General features: G+C 61.5%; 14 protein-coding genes. 10 read left to right on the top strand and 4 right to left on the bottom strand.

The features are described from left to right. Window positions 1–2 precede the first annotated feature (2 nt). The 7 genes from EPN59_RS03100 to EPN59_RS03130 all read left to right on the top strand — a co-directional run bounded on the left by EPN59_RS03100 (window position 3) and on the right by EPN59_RS03130 (window position 8,990). On the top strand, window positions 3–2,231 hold the full coding sequence (locus tag EPN59_RS03100) for a GNVR domain-containing protein (protein WP_293034555.1): 2,229 nt from the start codon (window positions 3–5) through the stop codon (window positions 2,229–2,231). Further along, on the top strand, window positions 2,228–3,268 hold the full coding sequence (locus EPN59_RS03105; protein ID WP_293034556.1) for a glycosyltransferase family 2 protein: 1,041 nt from the start codon (window positions 2,228–2,230) through the stop codon (window positions 3,266–3,268). Before EPN59_RS03100 ends, EPN59_RS03105 begins: the two co-directional genes overlap by 4 nt. Window positions 3,269–3,351: 83 nt before the next feature. Continuing rightward, the gene (locus EPN59_RS03110; protein WP_293034557.1) at window positions 3,352–4,386 is read left to right on the top strand and encodes a glycosyltransferase family 1 protein; all 1,035 of its coding nucleotides are present in this window, start codon (window positions 3,352–3,354) and stop codon (window positions 4,384–4,386) included. Beyond that, the gene (locus EPN59_RS03115) at window positions 4,374–5,597 is read left to right on the top strand and encodes a glycosyltransferase family 4 protein (RefSeq protein WP_293034558.1); all 1,224 of its coding nucleotides are present in this window, start codon (window positions 4,374–4,376) and stop codon (window positions 5,595–5,597) included. Before EPN59_RS03110 ends, EPN59_RS03115 begins: the two co-directional genes overlap by 13 nt. Window positions 5,598–5,677: 80 nt before the next feature. Continuing rightward, window positions 5,678–6,544: a glycosyltransferase family 2 protein gene (locus tag EPN59_RS03120; protein WP_293045533.1), complete on the top strand. Its 867-nt coding sequence runs from the start codon at window positions 5,678–5,680 to the stop codon at window positions 6,542–6,544. A gap of 175 nt (window positions 6,545–6,719) precedes the next feature. Continuing rightward, the gene (locus EPN59_RS03125; protein WP_293036833.1) at window positions 6,720–7,859 is read left to right on the top strand and encodes a DegT/DnrJ/EryC1/StrS family aminotransferase; all 1,140 of its coding nucleotides are present in this window, start codon (window positions 6,720–6,722) and stop codon (window positions 7,857–7,859) included. A gap of 45 nt (window positions 7,860–7,904) precedes the next feature. Beyond that, window positions 7,905–8,990 (top strand): glycosyltransferase, encoded by a 1,086-nt coding sequence (locus tag EPN59_RS03130; protein WP_293036831.1) that lies wholly within the window; start codon window positions 7,905–7,907, stop codon window positions 8,988–8,990. Between the two features lie 49 nt (window positions 8,991–9,039). Here the strand turns inward: EPN59_RS03130 and EPN59_RS03135 are convergent, their stop codons facing one another. Beyond that, entirely contained in the window at window positions 9,040–10,101 is a 1,062-nt protein-coding gene (locus tag EPN59_RS03135; RefSeq protein ID WP_293036829.1) for a glycosyltransferase, read from the bottom strand. A gap of 422 nt (window positions 10,102–10,523) precedes the next feature. Between EPN59_RS03135 and EPN59_RS03140 the strand changes: the two genes are divergently transcribed. Together EPN59_RS03140 and EPN59_RS03145 are read left to right on the top strand one after the other, a co-directional pair. Then, window positions 10,524–11,801 (top strand): oligosaccharide flippase family protein, encoded by a 1,278-nt coding sequence (locus EPN59_RS03140; RefSeq protein ID WP_293045536.1) that lies wholly within the window; start codon window positions 10,524–10,526, stop codon window positions 11,799–11,801. Window positions 11,802–12,060: 259 nt separating this feature from the next. Beyond that, window positions 12,061–15,249, top strand: a complete 3,189-nt coding sequence (locus EPN59_RS03145; RefSeq protein WP_293036825.1) for an acetoacetate--CoA ligase — start codon at window positions 12,061–12,063, stop codon at window positions 15,247–15,249. Window positions 15,250–15,333: 84 nt separating this feature from the next. On the opposite strand, the gene EPN59_RS03150 is transcribed toward EPN59_RS03145, so the two are convergent. Beyond that, the gene (locus EPN59_RS03150; RefSeq protein ID WP_293036823.1) at window positions 15,334–16,206 is read right to left on the bottom strand and encodes a DUF707 domain-containing protein; all 873 of its coding nucleotides are present in this window, start codon (window positions 16,204–16,206) and stop codon (window positions 15,334–15,336) included. 345 nt (window positions 16,207–16,551) lie between these two features. Between EPN59_RS03150 and glf the strand changes: the two genes are divergently transcribed. After that, the gene (glf, locus tag EPN59_RS03155; protein WP_293036821.1) at window positions 16,552–17,640 is read left to right on the top strand and encodes a UDP-galactopyranose mutase; all 1,089 of its coding nucleotides are present in this window, start codon (window positions 16,552–16,554) and stop codon (window positions 17,638–17,640) included. A 48-nt stretch (window positions 17,641–17,688) separates the two neighbouring features. Here glf and galE read toward each other — a convergent pair whose 3' ends face one another. Together galE and EPN59_RS03165 are read right to left on the bottom strand one after the other, a co-directional pair. Continuing rightward, window positions 17,689–18,720: a UDP-glucose 4-epimerase GalE gene (gene galE / locus EPN59_RS03160; protein WP_293036819.1), complete on the bottom strand. Its 1,032-nt coding sequence runs from the start codon at window positions 18,718–18,720 to the stop codon at window positions 17,689–17,691. 34 nt (window positions 18,721–18,754) lie between these two features. Continuing rightward, the gene (locus EPN59_RS03165) at window positions 18,755–19,894 is read right to left on the bottom strand and encodes a glycosyltransferase family 4 protein (protein ID WP_293036838.1); all 1,140 of its coding nucleotides are present in this window, start codon (window positions 19,892–19,894) and stop codon (window positions 18,755–18,757) included. Between the last annotated feature and the right edge of the window lie 177 nt (window positions 19,895–20,071).

Below are 20,071 nucleotides of genomic sequence, written 5' to 3' on the forward strand. Positions count from 1 at the left end.
GTATGAAATACTCAGCCGCGCCCGTGATCGACCTCGAAGCAGACGAGGGTGGACCGGCGCGCAACGCCCTCGAGGTGCTCTATCAGAGTCGTTATCTGGTCGGCGCGGTGACGGCAGTTTTTCTGCTGGCAGGATTGACGTATGCGGTGCTCGCCGAGCCCGTCTACCAGTCGGATATTCTGATTCAGGTGGAGGAGAACCAGGGTTCGTCGAAAAATGCGCTCACCGACCTCTCGTCGATGTTTGCAGTCAAGACGGCAGCGTCCGCCGAAATCGAAGTGCTTCGCTCGCGCGCGGTGATCGCGCGCGCGGTGGACAGCACGCGGCTTTACCTGAGCGCCGAACCGCGTTACTTCCCGGTCGTCGGGAAATGGATTGCCAGGCACGTGAATGGTCTCCTCTTTTCCGGGCTCGGCGGTTTCGCATGGGGATCGGAGAGCATCGACGTTGCTTCGGTGGACGTTCCGGAGGCGCTAGAGGGGTTGCCGTTCACGCTCACTGAGCTGGGTGACGGCGCGTTCAGGCTGACTGAAGAAACGCATGGCATCAACCTGGACGGGCGCGTTGGGCAGCCGCTGAACGCGCACGTCGCGGGGGGCGATCTTGCTTTGCTTGTGAAGGAACTGGTCGGTGCGCCGGGTGTGCGCTTCACGGTCATCAAGAATTCCAGGCTCGCGACGATCCAGCGGCTGCAAAGCAATCTGCTGATTTCGGAAAAGGGACACGACTCCGACGTGATCGGCGTTGCGCTGGAAGGACGCGATCCGCTGCAGATCAGTCAGGTGCTCAATGCAATCGGCACCGAGTACGTGCGGCAGAACATCCGGCGCACCGTGGAGGAGGCCGAGAAATCCATTGCGTTCCTCGGTCAGCAACTGCCTGAGTTGAAATCGCAACTTGAGGTATCGGAAAGCCGCTACAACCAGTTTCGTGCCGCGCATGGCACGGTCGACCTGAACGCCGAGGCAAGTTCGCTGCTTGCGCGCTCGGCCCAGGCAAAAGGTGTGGTCGCGGATCTCGAACAAAGACGTACGCAATTGCTCGAACGCTTTACGCCCCAACACCCGGCGGTTCGCAGCATCGAGGATCAACTGGCTGAAGCGAGGCGCCAGGTCGCCAGTCTGGATACCGATACGCGGAAATTGCCGCCGCTCGAACAAGGTCTTCTGCGTCTGCAGCGCGATGTGCAGGTCAGCACCGATCTGTACACGAATCTGCTCAATACGCAGGAGCAGCTTCGGTTGCTGAAGGCGGGCAAGGTCGGGAACGTCCGGATGCTCGATCCGGCAGTCGTGCCGGAAAGCCCCATTCGTCCGAAGCGCATCATGGCCGTGTTGGGGGGATTGCTGTCCGGCATCTTCGTCGGCGTTGCGCTTGCGCTTCTGAAGCGCGCAGTGATTGACCGTGTGGCTGCCGCACAGGAAATCGAGTTCGGCACGGGGCTCACCGTCTACGCGAAGGTGCCGCGCAGCAAGACCCAGGAACTGCTCACACGTGGCGTACCTGCGGGAGGCGGAGGGAGTCTCGTGCTGGCGCACGCTTCGGCCGATGACGCGGCGATCGAGAGCTTGCGCAGCTTTCACAGCGCATTGGACTTTGCCTTGATGAATGCGCCAAACCGCATTGTCCAGATCGCCGGACCGACGCCCGCCGTCGGCAAGTCATTCGTCTCCGTCAATCTGGCTGCCCTCGTTGGCGCGTCGGGCCAGCGTGTGCTGCTTGTCGATACCGACCTGCGCAGGGGCACGCTGCACGTCTCCCTCGGGGCCGATCAGGGACCGGGCCTTGCCGAAATCGTGATGCACAACCTGGGGTTCGAGCAGGTCGTGCGGCGCGCGGTGCTGCCGGGCGTGGACTTCATATCGTGTGGCGCATACGGCGAAAACCCGAGCGGCATCCTGCTTCATCGCAACTTCCAGGCGTTCCTGCGTCGCGTGGAGGCCGAGTATGACCTCGTGCTGATCGATTCGCCGCCGATTCTGCCGGTCGCGGATTCGGGCATCGTCGCGAAGCTCTCGGGTACGGTATTCATGGTCGTGCGGCACGGTTTGTCGAGCCTCGAGGACATCCGCGAATCCGCGCGCCGACTGGCGCAGCTCGGCGTGCCCATTCACGGCGTCATCTTCAACGACATGTCGCAGCACACCCGGTACGGACGCGATTACGGAACGTATCGGTACGGCACCTCCGCCAACCAGCCGAAGCTCACGGACGGAGGGAGCGCGCTGTGAAAGACATCACGATCGTGATATGCAGCTACAACTATGAACGGTTCCTGCGCGAAGCCATTGATTCGGCGTTGGCCCAGGAACCGGACAGGACAGTGGTCGTCGTGATCGACGATGGTTCGACCGACGGGTCGCGGGCCATCATCGAAAGCTATGGCGACCGCATTGTGCCGGTGATCAAGGAAAACGGCGGCCAGGCGAGCGCCTATAACCTTGGCCTCGAAATGGCCGACACGCCCTATCTGCTTTACCTCGACTCGGACGATGTGCTGTATGAGGGGGCTGTCGCACAGGTCCTCCGCGCATTCGAAAGCGGCAACTATGCCAAGGTGCAGTTCCGCTTGAGCGTGATCGATGGCGAAGGTGCGCGCACGGGCGCGCGCGTACCGAATTCGACACCGCCCGCCGGGTGCGGCGAGCTGCTGCGGCGCGGGTGGCTCTATCCGTCTCCGCCCGCGTCGGGCAACGTCTATCGCGTGAGCGCGCTCAGGCAAATCCTGCCGGTGCCGAAGGCGAAAGGGCGGGGCATCGCCGCGGATTTCTTCGCAATCTATGGCATTGCCCTGCTCGGCGACGTGATGGCGATCGAAGAGGAACTCGGCGGCTATCGCGTTCATCGCAAGGAATCCGGCGCGGCACCCGCAACGAATCGCGAGGTCGGGCTGTCGATTGCGAATTGCCAGGATATCAGCGAGGTGGTGCGTGCATTTCCACATCGATGGGCTGCGCTGCGTCAGCTCGTCAGTGAGCGGCTAGGCGAAGAACTTCCTGAGCGTGCGATCGACTTTTCGTATGAAAAGGCGCATCTGTGCATGCGCGTCTACGATGCGACGCTCTGGAAGCGATGGCAATGGATTCTGTGCGAATCAAGGCAATACTTCCGCTCGATCGTCGCGAATCCTTTCTGGACCGTGGGCAAGAAGCTGTCCGCGATTGCCCTGACGCTCGTCTGTCTCGTACCGTCGCGCAGGATCAGTGATCAGGCGGTGCTGTACATTGCGAATCCGCTCGCGCGCGGGGCGCAAGCTGCTCGCTCATGAGGTGGGGAGCACGGTCCATGAGCCCTTCGGCAACCCGACGACTGGTAATCAATGGCCGATTTCTCGGGCGGCCGGCGACGGGCGTGGATCGCTTCGCGTTCGAGACGGTGCGGGCCATCGACGCGCTGCTGGACGCGCAGGATCCGATCGTGACCGCACTGACCGTGGAGCTTGTCGCGCCGGCGCACGTCGGCCGCTCACAGAGTCCCTTTCATCACATTCCAGTGAGGTCGGCCGGACGCGGACGCGGAACGTACTGGGAACAGCTCAGTCTGCCGTTCGCCGCGAACGGTTCGCTGCTGCTGAATCTCTGCAATTCCGGGCCGCTCGTGTACCGCCGCCAGGTGACGGTGCTCCACGACGCTGCGCCCGTGCGCGTTCCGCAGAGCTACAGCAGCGCGTTTTCCGCCTGGTACCGCTGGATGGCGCCCACCATTGGCCGCGTTGCACGCCGCATCGTTACCGTATCGGAGTTTTCGCGAAGCGAACTCTACGAAGCGTACGGTATTCCGGCGAACAAGATCGGCGTCGTTCACGAGAGCGGCGAACACATGCTCCGGGTGCCCGCCACGCAGCGTCATCCTTGCAGCGATGCGACGCGCCCGTACGTGCTGGCGGTCGGCAGTTCGAACCAGCACAAGAATTTCAGGCTCATCGTCGAGTCCGCCCGGCTGATGTCGGGCGCGCCGTTTGACATCGTCGTGGTCGGCGGTACGGATCCAAGGGTCTACGGCAGCGGCCAGGCCGCGCTGCCTTCATTCGTCCGCCATCTTGGCTACGTGAGCGACGCGGATCTGGGCGCGCTATACCGCGACGCCGCGTGCTTCGTCTTCCCGTCACGCTACGAGGGCTTCGGACTGCCTCCGGTCGAAGCCATGGCGCTCGGCTGCCCGGTCGTTGCTTCGCGCCTGCCTTCGATTGTCGAGGCCTGTGGCGATGCCGCACTTTATTTTTCACCGGACGACCCGCACGAACTCGCTGAAGTGCTGCATCGGGTGGCATCGGACGAGGCGTTGCGCGATCGCATGCGCAGAAAAGGGCGTGCGCGGTCTGCCCGATTAACCTGGCGTGCCACTGCCGTCGCGCTACTTGAAGAGATTTCGCCATGGCTGAACTAGCCAAAATCGATGCGATAGCCGCTGGCCGGCGGCGCTTTGGCCGCGTGGCGCTCGTGCATGACTGGCTCGCGAGCTATGCCGGCTCGGAGCGCGTGGTGGAGCAGATCCTGAAGCTGTGGCCCGACGCGGAGCTATTTAGCGTTGTGGACTTCTTTCCGGAAGAACTGCGTGCCGACGTGCTTCGCGGCAAGCACGCCACCACGTCGTTCATTCAGAATCTGCCGCGGGCGCGCACGGCGTTTCGCATTTATCTGCCGCTGATGCCGCTTGCCGTCGAGCAGTTCGACCTGTCGAGCTTCGACCTTGTTATTTCTTCGAGCCATGCTGTTGCGAAAGGCGTGATTACCGGCCCGAACCAGGTCCATGTCAGTTACGTGCATTCGCCGATCCGGTATGCCTGGGATCTCCAGCATCAATATCTGGCGCAGGCGCGCAAGCTGCGCGGCCCGAAGAGCTGGGTTGCGCGCGCCGCTTTGCATTACATGCGGATCTGGGACATGCGCACCGCCAATGGCGTTGACGAATTTGTCGCCAACTCGGCCTTTGTCGGGCGCCGCATCCGCAAGATCTACGGGCGCAGCGCACAGGTCGTCTATCCGCCGGTCGACGTGGAGCGATTTGCGCCGACCGGGCGAGCGCGGGAGGATTTCTATCTGACCGCGTCGAGGATGGTGCCGTACAAGCGCATTCCGCTTCTTGTCGAGGCTTTTTCGAAAATGCCGGACAGACGTCTGATCGTAATCGGCGACGGTCCGGATTTCGAAACGGTGCGTGAGCTGGCAGGTCCGAATATATCGGTGCTCGGTTATCAGCCGTCGAATGTGCTGATCGATCACATGCAACGCGCACGCGCTTTTGTGTTCGCCGCGGAAGAGGATTTCGGGATCTCGGTCGTCGAGGCGCAGGCGTGCGGCACGCCGGTGATCGCCTATGGGCGGGGCGGTGCGCTCGAAACGGTGATCGACTCCGGCGATCCGCGTTTTGGCACAGGACTGTTCTTTTACGAACAGAGCGTCGAGGCCATCGTCGATACGATCAAACGGTTCGAGGCCCGTGCGCCATTCGATGACGAAGTCTGCCGGCTGCATGCTGCGCGCTTTTCTGCCGCGCGGTTCCGGCAGGAATTTCTCGGCGTCGTCGAGCGTGCAGTGGAACGACATCCGACGGCACTGCTCACGTTCGAACATCGAGCAACTGCCGAAGTGAGGTGAACGAACCTTTCAGGCCAAGGGGCGCCATGCGAAGCTTTGTGATCGTTGCTACGCGAGGAAGGGCAGCGGAGACGGCGATATTGTTCGACTACCTGCTCGTTCAGGTTCGTCGCCCCGACGCGGTCTACGTGGTGGGCGCAGCCCAGGCCGACACGGCGGGGCTCGCGGCACACCCGTTGTGCGCCGCCTTGCCGGTGTTCCTGCTCCTCTCGGGGACGGCCGGGCTCACCGCGCAGCGCAATTACGGCCTGACTGCCATGTTGCGCGATGCGGACCGCCTGAATGCGGATGAGCGATGGTTCGTCACCTTCTTCGACGACGATTTCCGGCCAGACGATGCGTGGTTGTCGAACTGCGAAACACTCTTTGTGCAAGAGCCGGGCGTGATCGGCATGACGGGGCAGATTCTCGCGGACGGCGTGAAAACGGCCGGTGTTTGCGAAGACGATGCACGCAGATATCTGAGCGGGGCACTGGCGCCATGCGAGCATTGGGCGTCGGGTGCCGAACGCAGGGAAATCACGTCGGCCTACGGCTGCAATATGGCGTTCGTCGACCGGGTTGCACGCACATGCCGGTTCGAAGAAGCCTTGCCCTTGTATGGCTGGCAGGAGGACCAGGATTACACGTCGCAGGCACTGCGTTTTGGCCGGTTTGTCTATGAACCGGCATGCCGCGGCGTGCACCTCGGCACCCGGAGAGGGCGGATTTCGGGAATCCGTCTTGGCTACTCGCAAATTGCCAATCCGGTATTTCTCGTCAAGAAGAACACCATGGCGCGCAAAACGGCCTTCCGGTTCATCAGCCGCCACATTCTGTCGAATCTTTTTCATAGCCTGCGTCGCGACCCGCTGTTCGACTACCGCGGGCGCCTGTGGGGAAACCTGCTTGCTTTTGCGCATCTTCTGGCTGGAAAGAGCCACCCGCAGCGCATCCTCAAATTGTGACCATCGTGGGGCGCGTAGCAGTTGTTGTGCGGCCGCGCACATATGAGATTTTCTGAACGGTGGAAAGTCGAGGCGAGCGGTTGCGTGCACGGTATCGATTGGGCAGTTGCGTGGCGGCCTTCAATCGTCTGTGGGATGCGCGTTGCCGGACGGAACCAGGACAGCGAGAAAAATCATGATGAACGATGCGAAGGCTACTGTGGTGCCCGTAACACAGCCGTACCTCCCGCCGCTTGTCGAGTTCATGCCGTATCTCGAGCAGATCTGGGCGAACCGCTGGGTGACCAACGGCGGTCCGTTTCATATCCAGCTGGAGGCCGCGCTTTGCGAGTATCTGGGCGTCCAGCACGTGAGCCTGGTTTCGAACGGCACGATTGCGCTCATTCTCGCACTGGAGGCGCTCGACATCACCGGCGAGGTGATCACCACCCCCTTCTCGTTCGTCGCGACGACACATGCGATTCACTGGAACGGTATAAAGCCCGTCTTTGTCGACATCGACCCCGTGAGCATGAACCTCGATCCGTCCAGGATCGAAGCCGCGATCACACCGGAAACACGCGCGATCGTCCCCGTCCATGTGTACGGCAATCCGTGCGACGTCGAACAAATCCAGAAGATTGCGGACAGGCACGGTTTGCGCGTGATTTACGATGCGGCTCATGCGTTCGGCGTGCGCCGGCACAACCAGTCGATTCTGAATTGCGGCGATATGTCCGTGCTCAGCTTCCACGGCACCAAGATATTCCATACGTTCGAGGGTGGCGCCATTGTTTTTAGCGACGCGGAAATGAAGCGTCGCGTCGACCGGCTGAAGAATTTCGGCATCGAAGACGAGGTCACAGTCACGGCCTGCGGCCTGAACGGCAAGATGAATGAAGTGCAGGCTGCATTCGGGCTGCTCCAGTTGCAGCACATGCCGCGCGCACAGGAGGCGCGTGCGCGCATCGATCAGCGATATCGTGAAGCGCTGGGCAACGTGCGCGGACTGCAATTGCTGGAGGTCGACCCGATCAACAGCCGAAACTATGCCTATTTTCCGGTACGCGTGACGCCGGAGTTTCCGGTCAGCCGGGATACCCTGTACGACGAACTTCGCGCGCGGCAGATTGCTGTGCGGCGATATTTCTATCCGTTGATCAGCCAGTTCGCCGACTATCGCGCCCTGCCTTCCGCGAAACGGGAGAACCTTCCGGTGGCGAACGCCGTTGCCGAACAGGTCTTGTGTCTGCCGATTTTCTCGATGCTCGAAGAGCAGGTGCAGGCACGCATTATCGATATCGTTCTGGCCATGGCGGGTGTTGCGACGGTGTGAGCCACACGGACGGGGCAGGTTGACCTTGAGCGCAGGACGGATTGCATGCGGCACCACGAAACGGACGGGATGAAGATGCCTGCACATGCGCCGCGTATCCTGCTTTCGCCATTCACCAATACGACGAACGCTTATATCGAACTGCTGAAGGCGTTGCTGGCCGATATTGGCTACGATGTGCAGCCGCTGTCGATCAGGGGGTTGTTGCGGGGCGGCCTCGTCGACCTCTTTCGTCCCGGCACCGTCGTCATGTTTCACTGGATCGAATTGCGCGCGTTCACGAGCGGCGCCGGACGCGTGTCGCTCTCGCTGCGGGGCGCACTGATCTTCCTCTTCTATTGCCTGCTCATGGTCGTCGGTCGGGCGAAGGTCGTTTATTTCGTCCACGATCACGCAGTCCACAATGCGCGCGGAAAAGTGCGGGAACTCTCGGTTCGTATGATGTCCCTCGTACGCCGGCTTGCGGATCATCGCGTTGTGCATGCACCGGATTTCGAGGCGAGATATAAAGCGCGCTACCTGCCTCACCCGCTGTACTGGGATGCGCCGGGCCGGAGCGCCGCCCCGGCGGCGCGAACGCATGCATCGCCGACATTCGCGCTGCTCGGGACAATCGAGCCCTACAAGGATATCGCTGCCCTGCTTGAAGTATGGCCGCAGGAGCAGACGCTGGAGATTGCCGGGCGGGGCGATGCGGCCTACGTCCGTGCATTGCGCACGATAGTGAACAAGCGGGATATGTCGGGCACGGTCACGATCGACGCAAGGTTTTTGAGCGACAGCGAGTTCGAGGCGAGAATTTGTGCCGCCGATGTGATCATTCTTCCGCATGTCGCGGATTCGATGCTGGTGAGCGGTGCTTTCTTCGAGGCCATTGGCCGGGTACCGGTGTTGATTGCACGCTCGGTGCCGTTCATGGTCTGGGCGGCGCAGCGGTTCGACAATGTATTCCTGTTCGACACGATCGAGCAATTACCCGGCCTGGTTCGGTCGATCGTGCAGGAATGGCCGAATCGCGTGGAGGGGCGAGCCGTGCAGGCGCGCGTGATCGATGAGTTCGGCTGGCAGGTGTGCAGGCAGCGCTACAGCGAATTTCTCCGTGAGGTCGTCGGAGCCCCGGTAACCCGGTAATGGCGTGCGGTTGCTGCGTGCGGTTGCGGATGACGCTGCTGCGGGGCACTCAATATCCGCGCAGCCTGGTCCGCGCCGCAGCCGGGATCAGGTGGCTCAGGCGAAATACGCCGGCCAGCAGATCCTTTGCGGCGCTCTTCGGTCCTTTCGCCCACACGTTTGCGCTCCGGTAGCCGCCCGAGGCGATAATGCGCGCGAATAGCCTCATCCGATGGACGAGGGTGTTGCTGTTGTACAGTTCGACTCGCTCACGATAGAGCCGCGCAAGCGAACGATATTTTTCCGCACCCGAGCGCGCGGCAGCCGCATGTGAACATGCGGGCCGGCTCGCAATGTCCTCCAGAATCGCCGCTCGCCGCTCGAAGGCGAGCGCATGCATTTCCCAGCGCGGCAGACACTCGAAGAGAAAATGTACCGCCTGCGATACCTGGGACGCACCGGCCCACCGGGTCGATGTCGCGGTGGCGGCATGTCGGCGGTAATGGGCGAGCGGCGACTCGATGTAGACGACCGGGCCGAACACACTGCCGAGAAAGAAGTACCACTGGTCGTGACCTTCCTGGCAGCGGAAATCGTTGAGATCGACAGAACGGTCCCACAGGGTGGAAAACTGGACGAACTGCCGGTCGAAGACCAACGTGAACCCCAGGGCATGCCGCATCGGGTCGATGCTGAGCGGCGGGTTGTAAGGCCTCGCGAGCGCGTCCCTCGCCAGGGTATCGATGGGATTCAGGACGCTGTCCGTGACGATCGCGTTATGGCACACCATGAGCGCGTCAGTGGATTCGAGCGCGTCTGCGCAACGCCGGAGTTTGTCGCTCGACCACACGTCATCCTGATCGCAGAACGCGATGACTTCCGACTGGCACAGATCGGCCGCGCGCATGAAATTGGCTCGATAGCCAAGGCGCTGCACATTGGTGTGAACGCGCACGGGAAAGGGGGCGGTGCGGGCGAATTCGGCAAGGATAACCAATGTGTCGTCGGTCGACCCGTCATCCGTGACAACCAGCTCCGCGGGCAAGCGCTGCTGTTTTGCCAGACTATCGAGTTGCGCCTGCAGATAAACGGCACCGTTGTACGTGGCCATTGCGACGGATACCGACTTCATGACTTTAGCTCCTGTAGCAGCACGAATATGCCGTCGCGCGCGTTGTCGACTGCGGCCTGCCGGTCGCAAAGCGAATACCCGTCCGGTGGCAAGCGGCGAAAAAGGACGTCCTGGCTTTTCTATCACGCAGGACGACCTCTGGTATGTGGCGTAGCCCGCATCAGCGGGGCGAACCCGTACGGCGCGGGATGAATGCGGATCGTGGAGCGAGGCGCAGCACGGGTGGCAGGACGAGAGCGGGACAGAGCGGGACGAGACGACACCTGTAGCGGAGCAACGCGAGGGGGAGTGTGGGGATCCGAACGGAGCGCCCCCGGCAGGTTTGTTCCAATGCGGTACCGGTTTGTATTCGGGACAGCGCGCGACGCACGCGCCGAGGCTGTACAGCCAGCGATCAGTCCTTCGTTCGTCACGAGGTTCCCTTGTCGGCAAGAAAAGACGCAATTGCGCTGTATGCGATACAGGGGTGCAACTTCCTCGTGCCCTTGCTGGCGCTGCCGTGGCTATCCCGCACGCTCGGGCCTGAAAAATTTGGCCAGCTCGGTTTCGCGCAGGCGTTCATCCAGTTCTTCATCATGATGACGGACTTCGGATTCGATTTGACCGCGGCCAGAAAAGTCTCGATCAATCGCGACAACCCGGTTGAACTGGCCCGTCTCTACTGGACCATCACGATAGCGAAAGGCGGGCTTGCGGCGCTGAGCATCCTGGTGGTCGTCGTGATGCTGCTGGGCGTTCCCTCCCTGTACCCGGACCGGTGGGTGATCGCGATCGGCTTGCTGTCCGTGGCGGGCGCCGTGCTCAACCCGCTATGGCTCTATCAGGGCCTCGAAAGAATGCCCCAAATGGCGCTGGTCAGCCTGCTCTCGCGCGTCGCGTGCCTTGTGCCGTTTTTCCTCTTCGTCAGATCTCCGCAGGACTATCTGATCGCCGCAGCGACGATCTTCCTGCCGCTCATGCTGTCCGGCCTCTGGCTGACGGGTGCGGCGCATGTGAACGGCATGGTGACGTCCTGGCAGCGCGTCACGTGGGCCGATCTCAGGGAGCAGTCGGCGGACGCGTTCCAGATTTTTTCCGGATCGGCCCTGACGTTTCTCTACACGTATGCCAATACCGTGGTGCTGCGATTCATCGGCGGCAATGTCCAGGTGGGTTACTACGTGACGGCGGACAAGCTGACGAGCCCGATACGACAGTTGCTGTGGCCGCTCGTCCAGACCTTGTTTCCGCGTGTCTGCAAACTCTATGCGCAAGGCGACACCGCTGCCGCCGAGGAAATCGTCAGGAAGTTGATTTCGGCTGTCGTGCTGGCCAACGCGCTGGCGATTCTGACTGTCTACCTGGTCGGCGACCGGTTGGTGCTGCTGTTATTCGGCGCGCGTTTCCTGCCGGCGTTGCCCGTGCTGAAAGTGCTGATCTTTCTGCCGTTGATCCTGGCGCTCGCCATTATCCTTCTGCAACTGCGGCTGGTCGCGCGGGGAGAACTGCGCTCTCTCAAGCGCATCTACGCGATTGGCGCGGGGTTTCACGCGATCCAGCTGATATGGCTGGTTACGTGGCTCGGGGCGCTCGGAACAGCCATCGCAGTGGTGTTGACCGAAACGCTCGTGACCGGGCTTGTCTACTACGAGTGCCGCAAGCTGCGCCACCGTGGACCGGCCGTCGAGCCTTCCCTTCGCATCGGAGACGGGTCTGCGTAGTTAGCCTGCCTGGTGGGCCTGCCTGAGTGGCCTGCGTGATTGGCCTGGATAGGCGGCCTGAATGAACGGTCCGGGCGAACGGTTGGCTGGCGAACAGATCGCGCGCACTTCTGATCTTAAGGTCAGAAGTCTATACACGCCTGATCCAACAGAGGCGCTGCTTGTGTGAGCACCGCGTTGCGTACGCGAGGTAGCCGGATATCCAGCCAGACGTCGCGGGGCAAGGATTGTCCGGATTGTTCGGGAAGGGAGCACGGAAATGACCAATCAGCACGACTTGACCGACCACCACGCACCGGCCGACGGTCCAGTTTATGTACCGCCCGCGGAACGTATCGCTGCATCGCAGTTGACAGCGTTTGCGGCGGCACTGCGCGCACATACCGGAGAAGCGCTGAAGGACTATCACGCGTTGCATGCATTTTCGGTGCGGGATTACCGGACTTTCTGGCGGTTTTTCATCGACTGGGTGCCGGCGCTGAATTACGCGGGCGATCCCGACCCGGTCTGCGTTGGCGATGCGTGTGAACAGGCGGTGTTTTTTCCGGACATCGAATTGAATTACGCGGATAACCTTCTCAGCTTCGACGTTGCGCCCGCAACGGCGCCCGCGATTACCGCATGCCATGCGGACGGGAGCCGCACGCGCCTGACACGCGGCGAATTGCGCGAACGCGTCGAGCGCCTCGCCGCAGCGCTGGAACGATTCGGCCTGCGCAGCGGTGATCGCGTCGTCGCGGTGATGCGCAACGACGAGAATGCTGTCGTCACAGCGCTCGCCGTCACGGCGCTTGGTGCAATCCTCTCTACGGCGTCGCCCGAAATGGGTACGGAGGCCCTGCTCGAACGCTTTGGACAACTCTCGCCGCGCCTGCTGTTCGCCCATACCGCACCCCTGCCGTTCGACACCGGCGTTGCGCTGATCGATAAGGTTGCAGCCATCGCCGCCTCGACCGTAACGCTCGAGGCCGTCGTCAGCGTCGATGATGGCCCGCTTCCTCAGGGCATCACGCAGGCGACCTGGACATCCAGCCGTCTCGCCGCCAGTGCCGATGCGGGCGGTTTTGCCTGGCGGCGCTTTCCGTTCAATCATCCGCTGTTCATCATGTTTTCATCGGGCACGACCGGCAAGCCGAAATGCATCGTGCACGGCGCCGGCGGCGCGCTGCTCGAGCATCTGAAAGAACACCGCCTCCACAGCGACCTGGTGTCCGGCGACAAGATGTATTTCCACACGTCCTGTGCATGGATGATGTGGAACTGGCAACTGTCGGCGCTCGCGTCCGGCGTGGAGATCGTCACCTACGATGGTCCGCTTGCGGGCGTCGACACATTGTGGCGCCTCGTCTCAGAAGAGCACGTAACCGTATTCGGCACGAGTCCCGCGTATCTGAAGATGTGCGCCGAATCGGGACTCGAACCGGGCCGAAAATTCGATCTGCGCGCGCTTCGCGCCATGATGTCGACCGGCGCCGTTCTGTTCGACTCGCAGTTCCGCTGGGTGCATGACCACGTCAAGCCGTTGCAGCTGCAATCGATTTCGGGCGGCACGGACATTCTGGGCTGCTTCGTACTTGGCAATCCGAATCTGCCTGTCCATGCCGGCGAAGCGCAGTGCCGCTCTTTGGCGCTCGACGTGCAGGCGTGGGACGGTAACGGACCCGCGCAAGGCAGGGGTGAACTCGTCTGCACGAATCCCTTCCCGTCGCGTCCCCTCGGTTTCTTCGGCGATGCGGACGGCTCACGCTTTCATGCGGCGTATTTCGCGGCAAATCCGGGCATGTGGACGCACGGCGATCAGCTCGAATTTTCCTCGCAAGGCGGTGCGCACATGCACGGCCGCTCGGACGGTGTGCTCAATGTACGGGGCATCAACGTGGGCCCGGGAGAAATCTATCGCGTCCTGAGCGACATCCCGGGCATCCTCGAATCCATGGTGGTCGAGCAGCGCGTTGCGCCCCGGCGGACGGCGGCAGCGTCATGCGCGATGCCGGCGATGTCGATTCAGGCCGACACGGACGATGCCTTCGATAAACGCGTCGTCCTGCTGGTGGTACTGGAGCGGGGCATCACCCTGAACAGCACGCTGATCGCCGATATTCGCCGGCAACTCGGCAGACGCGCCTCGCCTGCGCATGTGCCCGATGTCGTCCTGCAGGTCGACGCATTGCCCGTCACGCATAGCGGCAAACCCTCCGAGGCTGCCGTACGCAATGCGGTGAACGGGCTGCCCGTCGGCAACACGGCCGCACTGCGCAATCCGGAATGCCTCGATGCGATCCGTCGACATCCGGCCTTCAACGTGACGAAGCGCGAACTTCCGCCAGTGGGTGAAACGCTGGAGCAGTTTGAGCGGTACCTGCAGGCGGTATGGGAACATCTGTTCGACTTCGGGCCAATTGGCCGCGACGACAATTTCTTCGACATCGGCGGCGATTCGCTGATGGCCGCCGCCATGATCGCGCAGGTGCAGGACGCGACCCCGTGCTCGATCTCGCTTGCAACGCTCATTGCCGCGCCGACCATCGCGCGCTTCGCCGCAACGATCCGCGAAAGCGACCGTGCGCCGGATCGGTCGAACGACATCGTCGTGCCGATTCGAGCCGGCGTGGGTTCTCCGGTGTACTGGGTCCACAGCATGGCTGGCTCGGTGATGGAATGCCTGAAGGTGATCAACGAGCTGCGAAGCGAACGTCCGCTGTATGGATTGCACGCGCGTGGACTCGACGGCCGTGAGGCGCCGCAGAGCAGCGTGGTCGACATGGCGTCGCATTATGTCGACGAAATCCGCCGTGTGCAGACGCACGGTCCGTACGCCATCATCGGATTTTCGTTTGGCGGACTCGTGGCGCTCGAGATGGCGCAGCAACTGCATCGTGCGGGCGAGCAAATCGAACTGCTCTGCATCCTCGACACCTACGTGCACGAGCGGTGCCTCCCGTTTCCGGACTGGCTGCGTTACCAGTCGGTCTATATGCGGCGCCAATGGAAAGCGTGGTGCGATGTTCCTCCCGTCGAGCGCGCGCAGTTCATCTCGCGCAAGCTGTCCGGCGCGGTCGACAAGATCAGGCTGCGCCTGGGGCATATGGCTCGCAACCCGACGCCCGAGGTCTTGAGCTTGCCGCCCGCCGTGCAGCGCATGCGCGAGGCGATGCGCGTCGCGATGGCGACATACCGGCCGAAAGCGTATGACGCCGGACCGATCCACTATGTTCGCGCGGCTCACCCGATCATCGACAGAGCGAGCCCCATGCCGCTATGGCAACACATCGCGCGGCACGGCCTCAACGTGACCAGATTCGGTTCCGGTCACTATGACATGGTGCTGGAACCCTATGTCGAGCCGCTCGCGCGCACTCTCGACCAGATGTTGACCGGCAACAGCCGGTCGGCGACGACACGGCCTGAGCGTGGGGGCACGACGTCGGAAGGCCGGTACGCGCTGTAGGCCAATGATCCGTGGAGGTGCGGCTGATGAGCCAGCCGCACCGCTCACGGTGTTGGTGGGGCAGCGAAGGTTACGTCCAGGCTTCTATGCGCGTTCGTGGCGATGTGCCAGATGAATCCACGGGATATATTCCTTCAGGATTCGCGCGTGGCCACGGAAGTTTTCGCGCCGCACCGACAAGCTGCCCTTTGCGCCGTAGAGGTAAAGCAGCGGATTGCCTAATAGACCGCTTTCCAGCGTCTTTTTATCATCGCGCATTCTGGCGCGCCGCACCTTTACCGATATCTTCAGCCCGAATGCACCGAGCGTCCGATGCAGTTCGGTCACGGGCGTGACGGCTGCGGGTGCCGTTGCGGCGGCGCCCAAGCCATGTCCCGCTGATCCGATCGGGCGCGTATGAAACACGGCAAATCGGTCGACTATGCCAACCCGCCCCAAACCGGCCAACTGATTGGGCCATAAATAATCAAGGCCCCATCCAGACTTCGTGTGCTCGAAGCCATCCTTTACCGTCCGTAGCGCCGCCGCCGAAAAACACGGCACCATGACTTCGACGAAATTGGTCTCACGGAAGCTGAACGATTTATTTTGCAAGGTAACCGGATGCGAAAAAAAGCTTCGCTCGTCCAGAGCGGGTTGAGCAAGCGCGAAGTTCTCCCGGTCGACGTACGCAAAGAACGCGTTGATCGTCGATACGTCCGTCAAGATATCGTCATCCGGCAACCACACATAACGGTATTGCGAAACAAGTTCGCTATTGTTTGCCAGGAAATCATTCAGGCCCTCCCACTTCGAGCCCTTGTACCGGTGTATCGCCGTAGCAAATTTATCCCGGTAATCCTCGGCGCTTCCAAAATAGCTGAGAACCAGATCGAAATCCGGGGAATCGCCGTGCTCAAACCATTGGCTATGCAATGACTTGTCGCCGCATCGCAGGATGATCAGATACTTGTGCATTTTGTCGTAATCGTTTTGGCAACAGACCGATCAATCAGGTTGCCAAATCAGGTTGCCAAAGTAGGCGGCCAGTTGCCGGGAACGCAGGATCGGTTGATCCGAATCTATCCCCCGCTTGCGCAAGACGATGTGCGAGAACGAACATAGTTGTTCAGCGAAAGGCTCGACAATTTCGACTGCAGTGAACCCTGTGGCGCCGGGCGGGGAGGGTTCGTTCCCACAGCATGTACTGCGGCTGCGCACCCCATTTTCATACGCGGCATGCCTGGCCGGTCAGGATCACACAGGGTTCGCCGCTCCACGCGGAACGCGCTATTCCAGTTCAATCTGCAAGGATGCCGCGAGATGAAATATGACTTCGTTATCGTGGGCGCGGGTTTCGCCGGCGCCGTTTGTGCAGAACGCCTGGCGACGGGTGGGCAGCGCGTCCTTGTGATCGACAGGCGCGATCATATAGGCGGGAATGCCTTCGACCGTACGGACGAACATGGCGTGCTGATCCACCCGTATGGACCGCATATCTTTCATACGGGCAGCAGGCGGATATTCGAGTATCTGTCGCGGTTTACCGACTGGCGCTTCTACGAGCATCGGGTTCAGGCTCATATCGACGGCAATCTCTATCCGATTCCCATCAATCGCACGACCATCAACACGCTATACAACCTCGATCTGAACGAACAGGAAACAGCCGATTACCTTGCGTCGGTACGCGAGGCACGGGAGCGGCTCACCACCAGCGAGGACGTCGTGCTGAGCAGTGTCGGTCGAGACTTGTGCGAGCGATTTTTTCGCGGCTACACGTTAAAGCAATGGGGACTGGATCTATCGGAGTTGTCCGCCGGCGTGGCCGCGCGAATTCCGACGCGAACGAATGATGACGACCGTTACTTTACCGACGCGTTCCAGTTCATGCCGGCGCAGGGATACACAACCATGTTCGGAAGGATGCTCGATCATCCGAACATCGAAGTGCGCCTGTCCACCGATTTTCTTCTGTTGAGGTCGATCATCGAATATGACCGCGTTGTTTATACCGGCCCGATCGATGCGTACTTTGACTACCGCTTCGGCAAGCTTCCTTACCGCAGTCTCTCATTCCAGCACATACATTTGAGCGGTGTGGAGCATTTTCAATCGAGCGGAACCGTGAACTATCCAAACGATCACGAATACACGAGGATTACTGAATTTAAACATCTCACGGGCCAGAAGCACCCGGGGACATCGATCGTCAAGGAATATCCACGGTCCGACGGCGAACCCTATTATCCGATTCCACGTCCGGAAAACGAGGCGCTCTTTCAACGATACAACGAACTCGCTGAAGCAACCCCCAACGTCACCTTTGTTGGCAGGCTGGCTCAATACCGCTACTACAACATGGACCAGGTCGTGGGCGCGGCGCTCAAGGCCGTCGAAACGCTGCTGTAACGCACCGTGCGGGGACACCGGTTGTGCGAGGTTGTTGTGCGAGCTTGCTTACCGGAAACCCTTTGGATTGGCTTCCTGCCACCGCCAGTGATCCTGGCACATGCGCTCGATGCCGAACTGCGCGCGCCAGCCGAGCAGCTTTTCGGCGTTCGCGGGGTTGGCATAGCATTCGGCGATATCGCCGGGCCGCCGCGCAACAATCTCGTAGGGCACACGCTGGCCCGACGCTTGCTCGAAAGCCTTCACGACCTCGAGGACGCTATATCCGCGCCCCGTGCCGAGATTCACGACAAATCCCGAATCGCGCCCATGCAGCGCGTCCAGTGCAGCAAGGTGTCCGCGTGCGAGATCCACGACGTGGATATAGTCGCGCACGCCGGTGCCGTCGGGTGTGGGGTAATCGTCGCCGAATACACGCAGTTTCTCCAGCTTGCCGACGGCAACCTGCGCGACATACGGCATCAGGTTGTTAGGAATGCCCGCGGGATCCTCGCCGATCAGCCCGCTTTCGTGCGCGCCAACCGGATTGAAATAGCGCAGCACCGCGATGCGCCACGACGGGTCGGAAACCTCGATGTCGCGCAGCATCTGCTCGGCGATCAGCTTGGACTGGCCATACGGATTCGTTGCGGAGAGCGGGAACGACTCGTCGATCGGTGAGCGTTCGGGCACGCCATACACCGTTGCCGAGGAACTGAACACGAACTGCTTCACGTCGTGCTTGCGCATCACGTCGAGCACGACGAGCAGCCCGTCGATATTGTTGCGGTAGTACTCGATCGGCCTGGCGACAGATTCGCCAACGGCCTTGAGCGCTGCGAAGTGGATTACACCAGTGATTGCATGTGCTTTGAAAATGCGTGCGAGTGCGGCTTCGTCGCGCACGTCGGCTTCGTAGAACGTGAGCGCCTTGCCGGTGATCTGCATGACGCGTGCGAGCGACCCGCGATGGCTGTTTACGAGGTTGTCGAGCGCGATTACATCGTAGCCGCCGTCAAGCAGCTCCAGACACGTGTGCGAGCCGATATAGCCCGCACCGCCCGTGACGAGGATCGTGCCCCTGGAGTTCGTCCGTGTCATGCCGTGTTCCCGTTGATTGAATGAATGCGCTCGTTTAGAACGTCACGCCGGTAATCTGGTGAATGAGTTCGCGATATCGTTGTACCACACCTCGCTCATCGAATTCTTTTTCGATTTTTTTTCGGCCCAGATCGGACATTTTTTCTCGCCCGGTGCGATTTGTTTCCAGTATGTCCGCAAGCCGGGTGGTGAGGGATGCGGCGTTGCGCGCCTCGCAGAGCAGCCCATTGACGCCGTCTTCGACCACTTCGCGGCAGCCGGGCACGTCCGTCGCGACAATCGGGCGGCCCATCGCGCTGGCTTCCATCAGCGTGCGCGGCACGCCTTCGCGGTAGGACGGCAGCACGACACAGTCCGCGTCGGCGATGAACGGGCGCACGTCGGCGGTTTCGCCCAGGTACTCGATCACGCCTTCGCGCTCCCACGCCGCCACGTCTTCGCGCGAGATCGCGCTCGGGTTGTCGACGCCGACCGGTCCGAGCAAGCGAAAACGCGCATGCGGATAGCGCGCGCGCAAGGCGCGGGCGGCTTCGACGTATTCGCCGACGCCTTTGTCCCACAGCAGCCGGCCTATCAGCACGAACGCGAAGATGTCGCGCTCGGGCAGCGGCGTGAATGCGTACTCTTCGAGATCCACGCCTTCGCCATGCAGCAATCGCGCACGCTCCGGGTGAACGAGCAGATTCTGATCTTTGAACGCGGCCTCGTCGTCGCGATTGAGGAACCAGACCTCACGCGGGAAGCGGAACGCGAAACGATAGAGCAATTTCGCTACCTGTGCAGCGCGGCTCTTCTGGATGAATACGTAGCCGAGTCCTGTCGTTACCGCGACCGACGGTACATGCGCGAGCCATGCGGCAACCGATCCATAGATATTGGGCTTGATCGTGTAGTGGAAAACGACATCGGGTTTGAGCGCGCGATAGTGGCGGTAGAGTGCGCGCAGCGTGCCAAGATCGGCTACGGGATTCGTGCCTTTCGAGGCGACGGGCAGTTCGACGCAACGGCAGCCCATTGCGGCAAGCGGTTCGAAGGTGCGGTCGCGCGGTGCGATGATGGTGATTTGCGCGCCCGCAGCCGTGAGTGCGCGGAGCAGCCCCTGGCGGTAGGTGTAGATTGCCCAGGCGGTATTGCAAACGAGGGCGATGCGCAATGAGGAAACCGGCCGGGAAATGGGCCTGGGTTGAGTGGCGATGGTGTTCACGAAGGCTGATCGTTATCGAAGCAACTCTGCCAGCAAAGCTGGTATAGCGTCGGGCGATCATTTTATCCGACTGGCGCCCCGGCCGCGTCCCCGACCCGGTTTGCCTGGACGCCGCCACGATCCGGCCTGTCGATTACCGGTTACGTT

It is taken from the genome of Paraburkholderia sp. (assembly GCF_004298475.1).
Taxonomy (GTDB): Bacteria; Pseudomonadota; Gammaproteobacteria; order Burkholderiales; family Burkholderiaceae; genus Paraburkholderia; species Paraburkholderia denitrificans.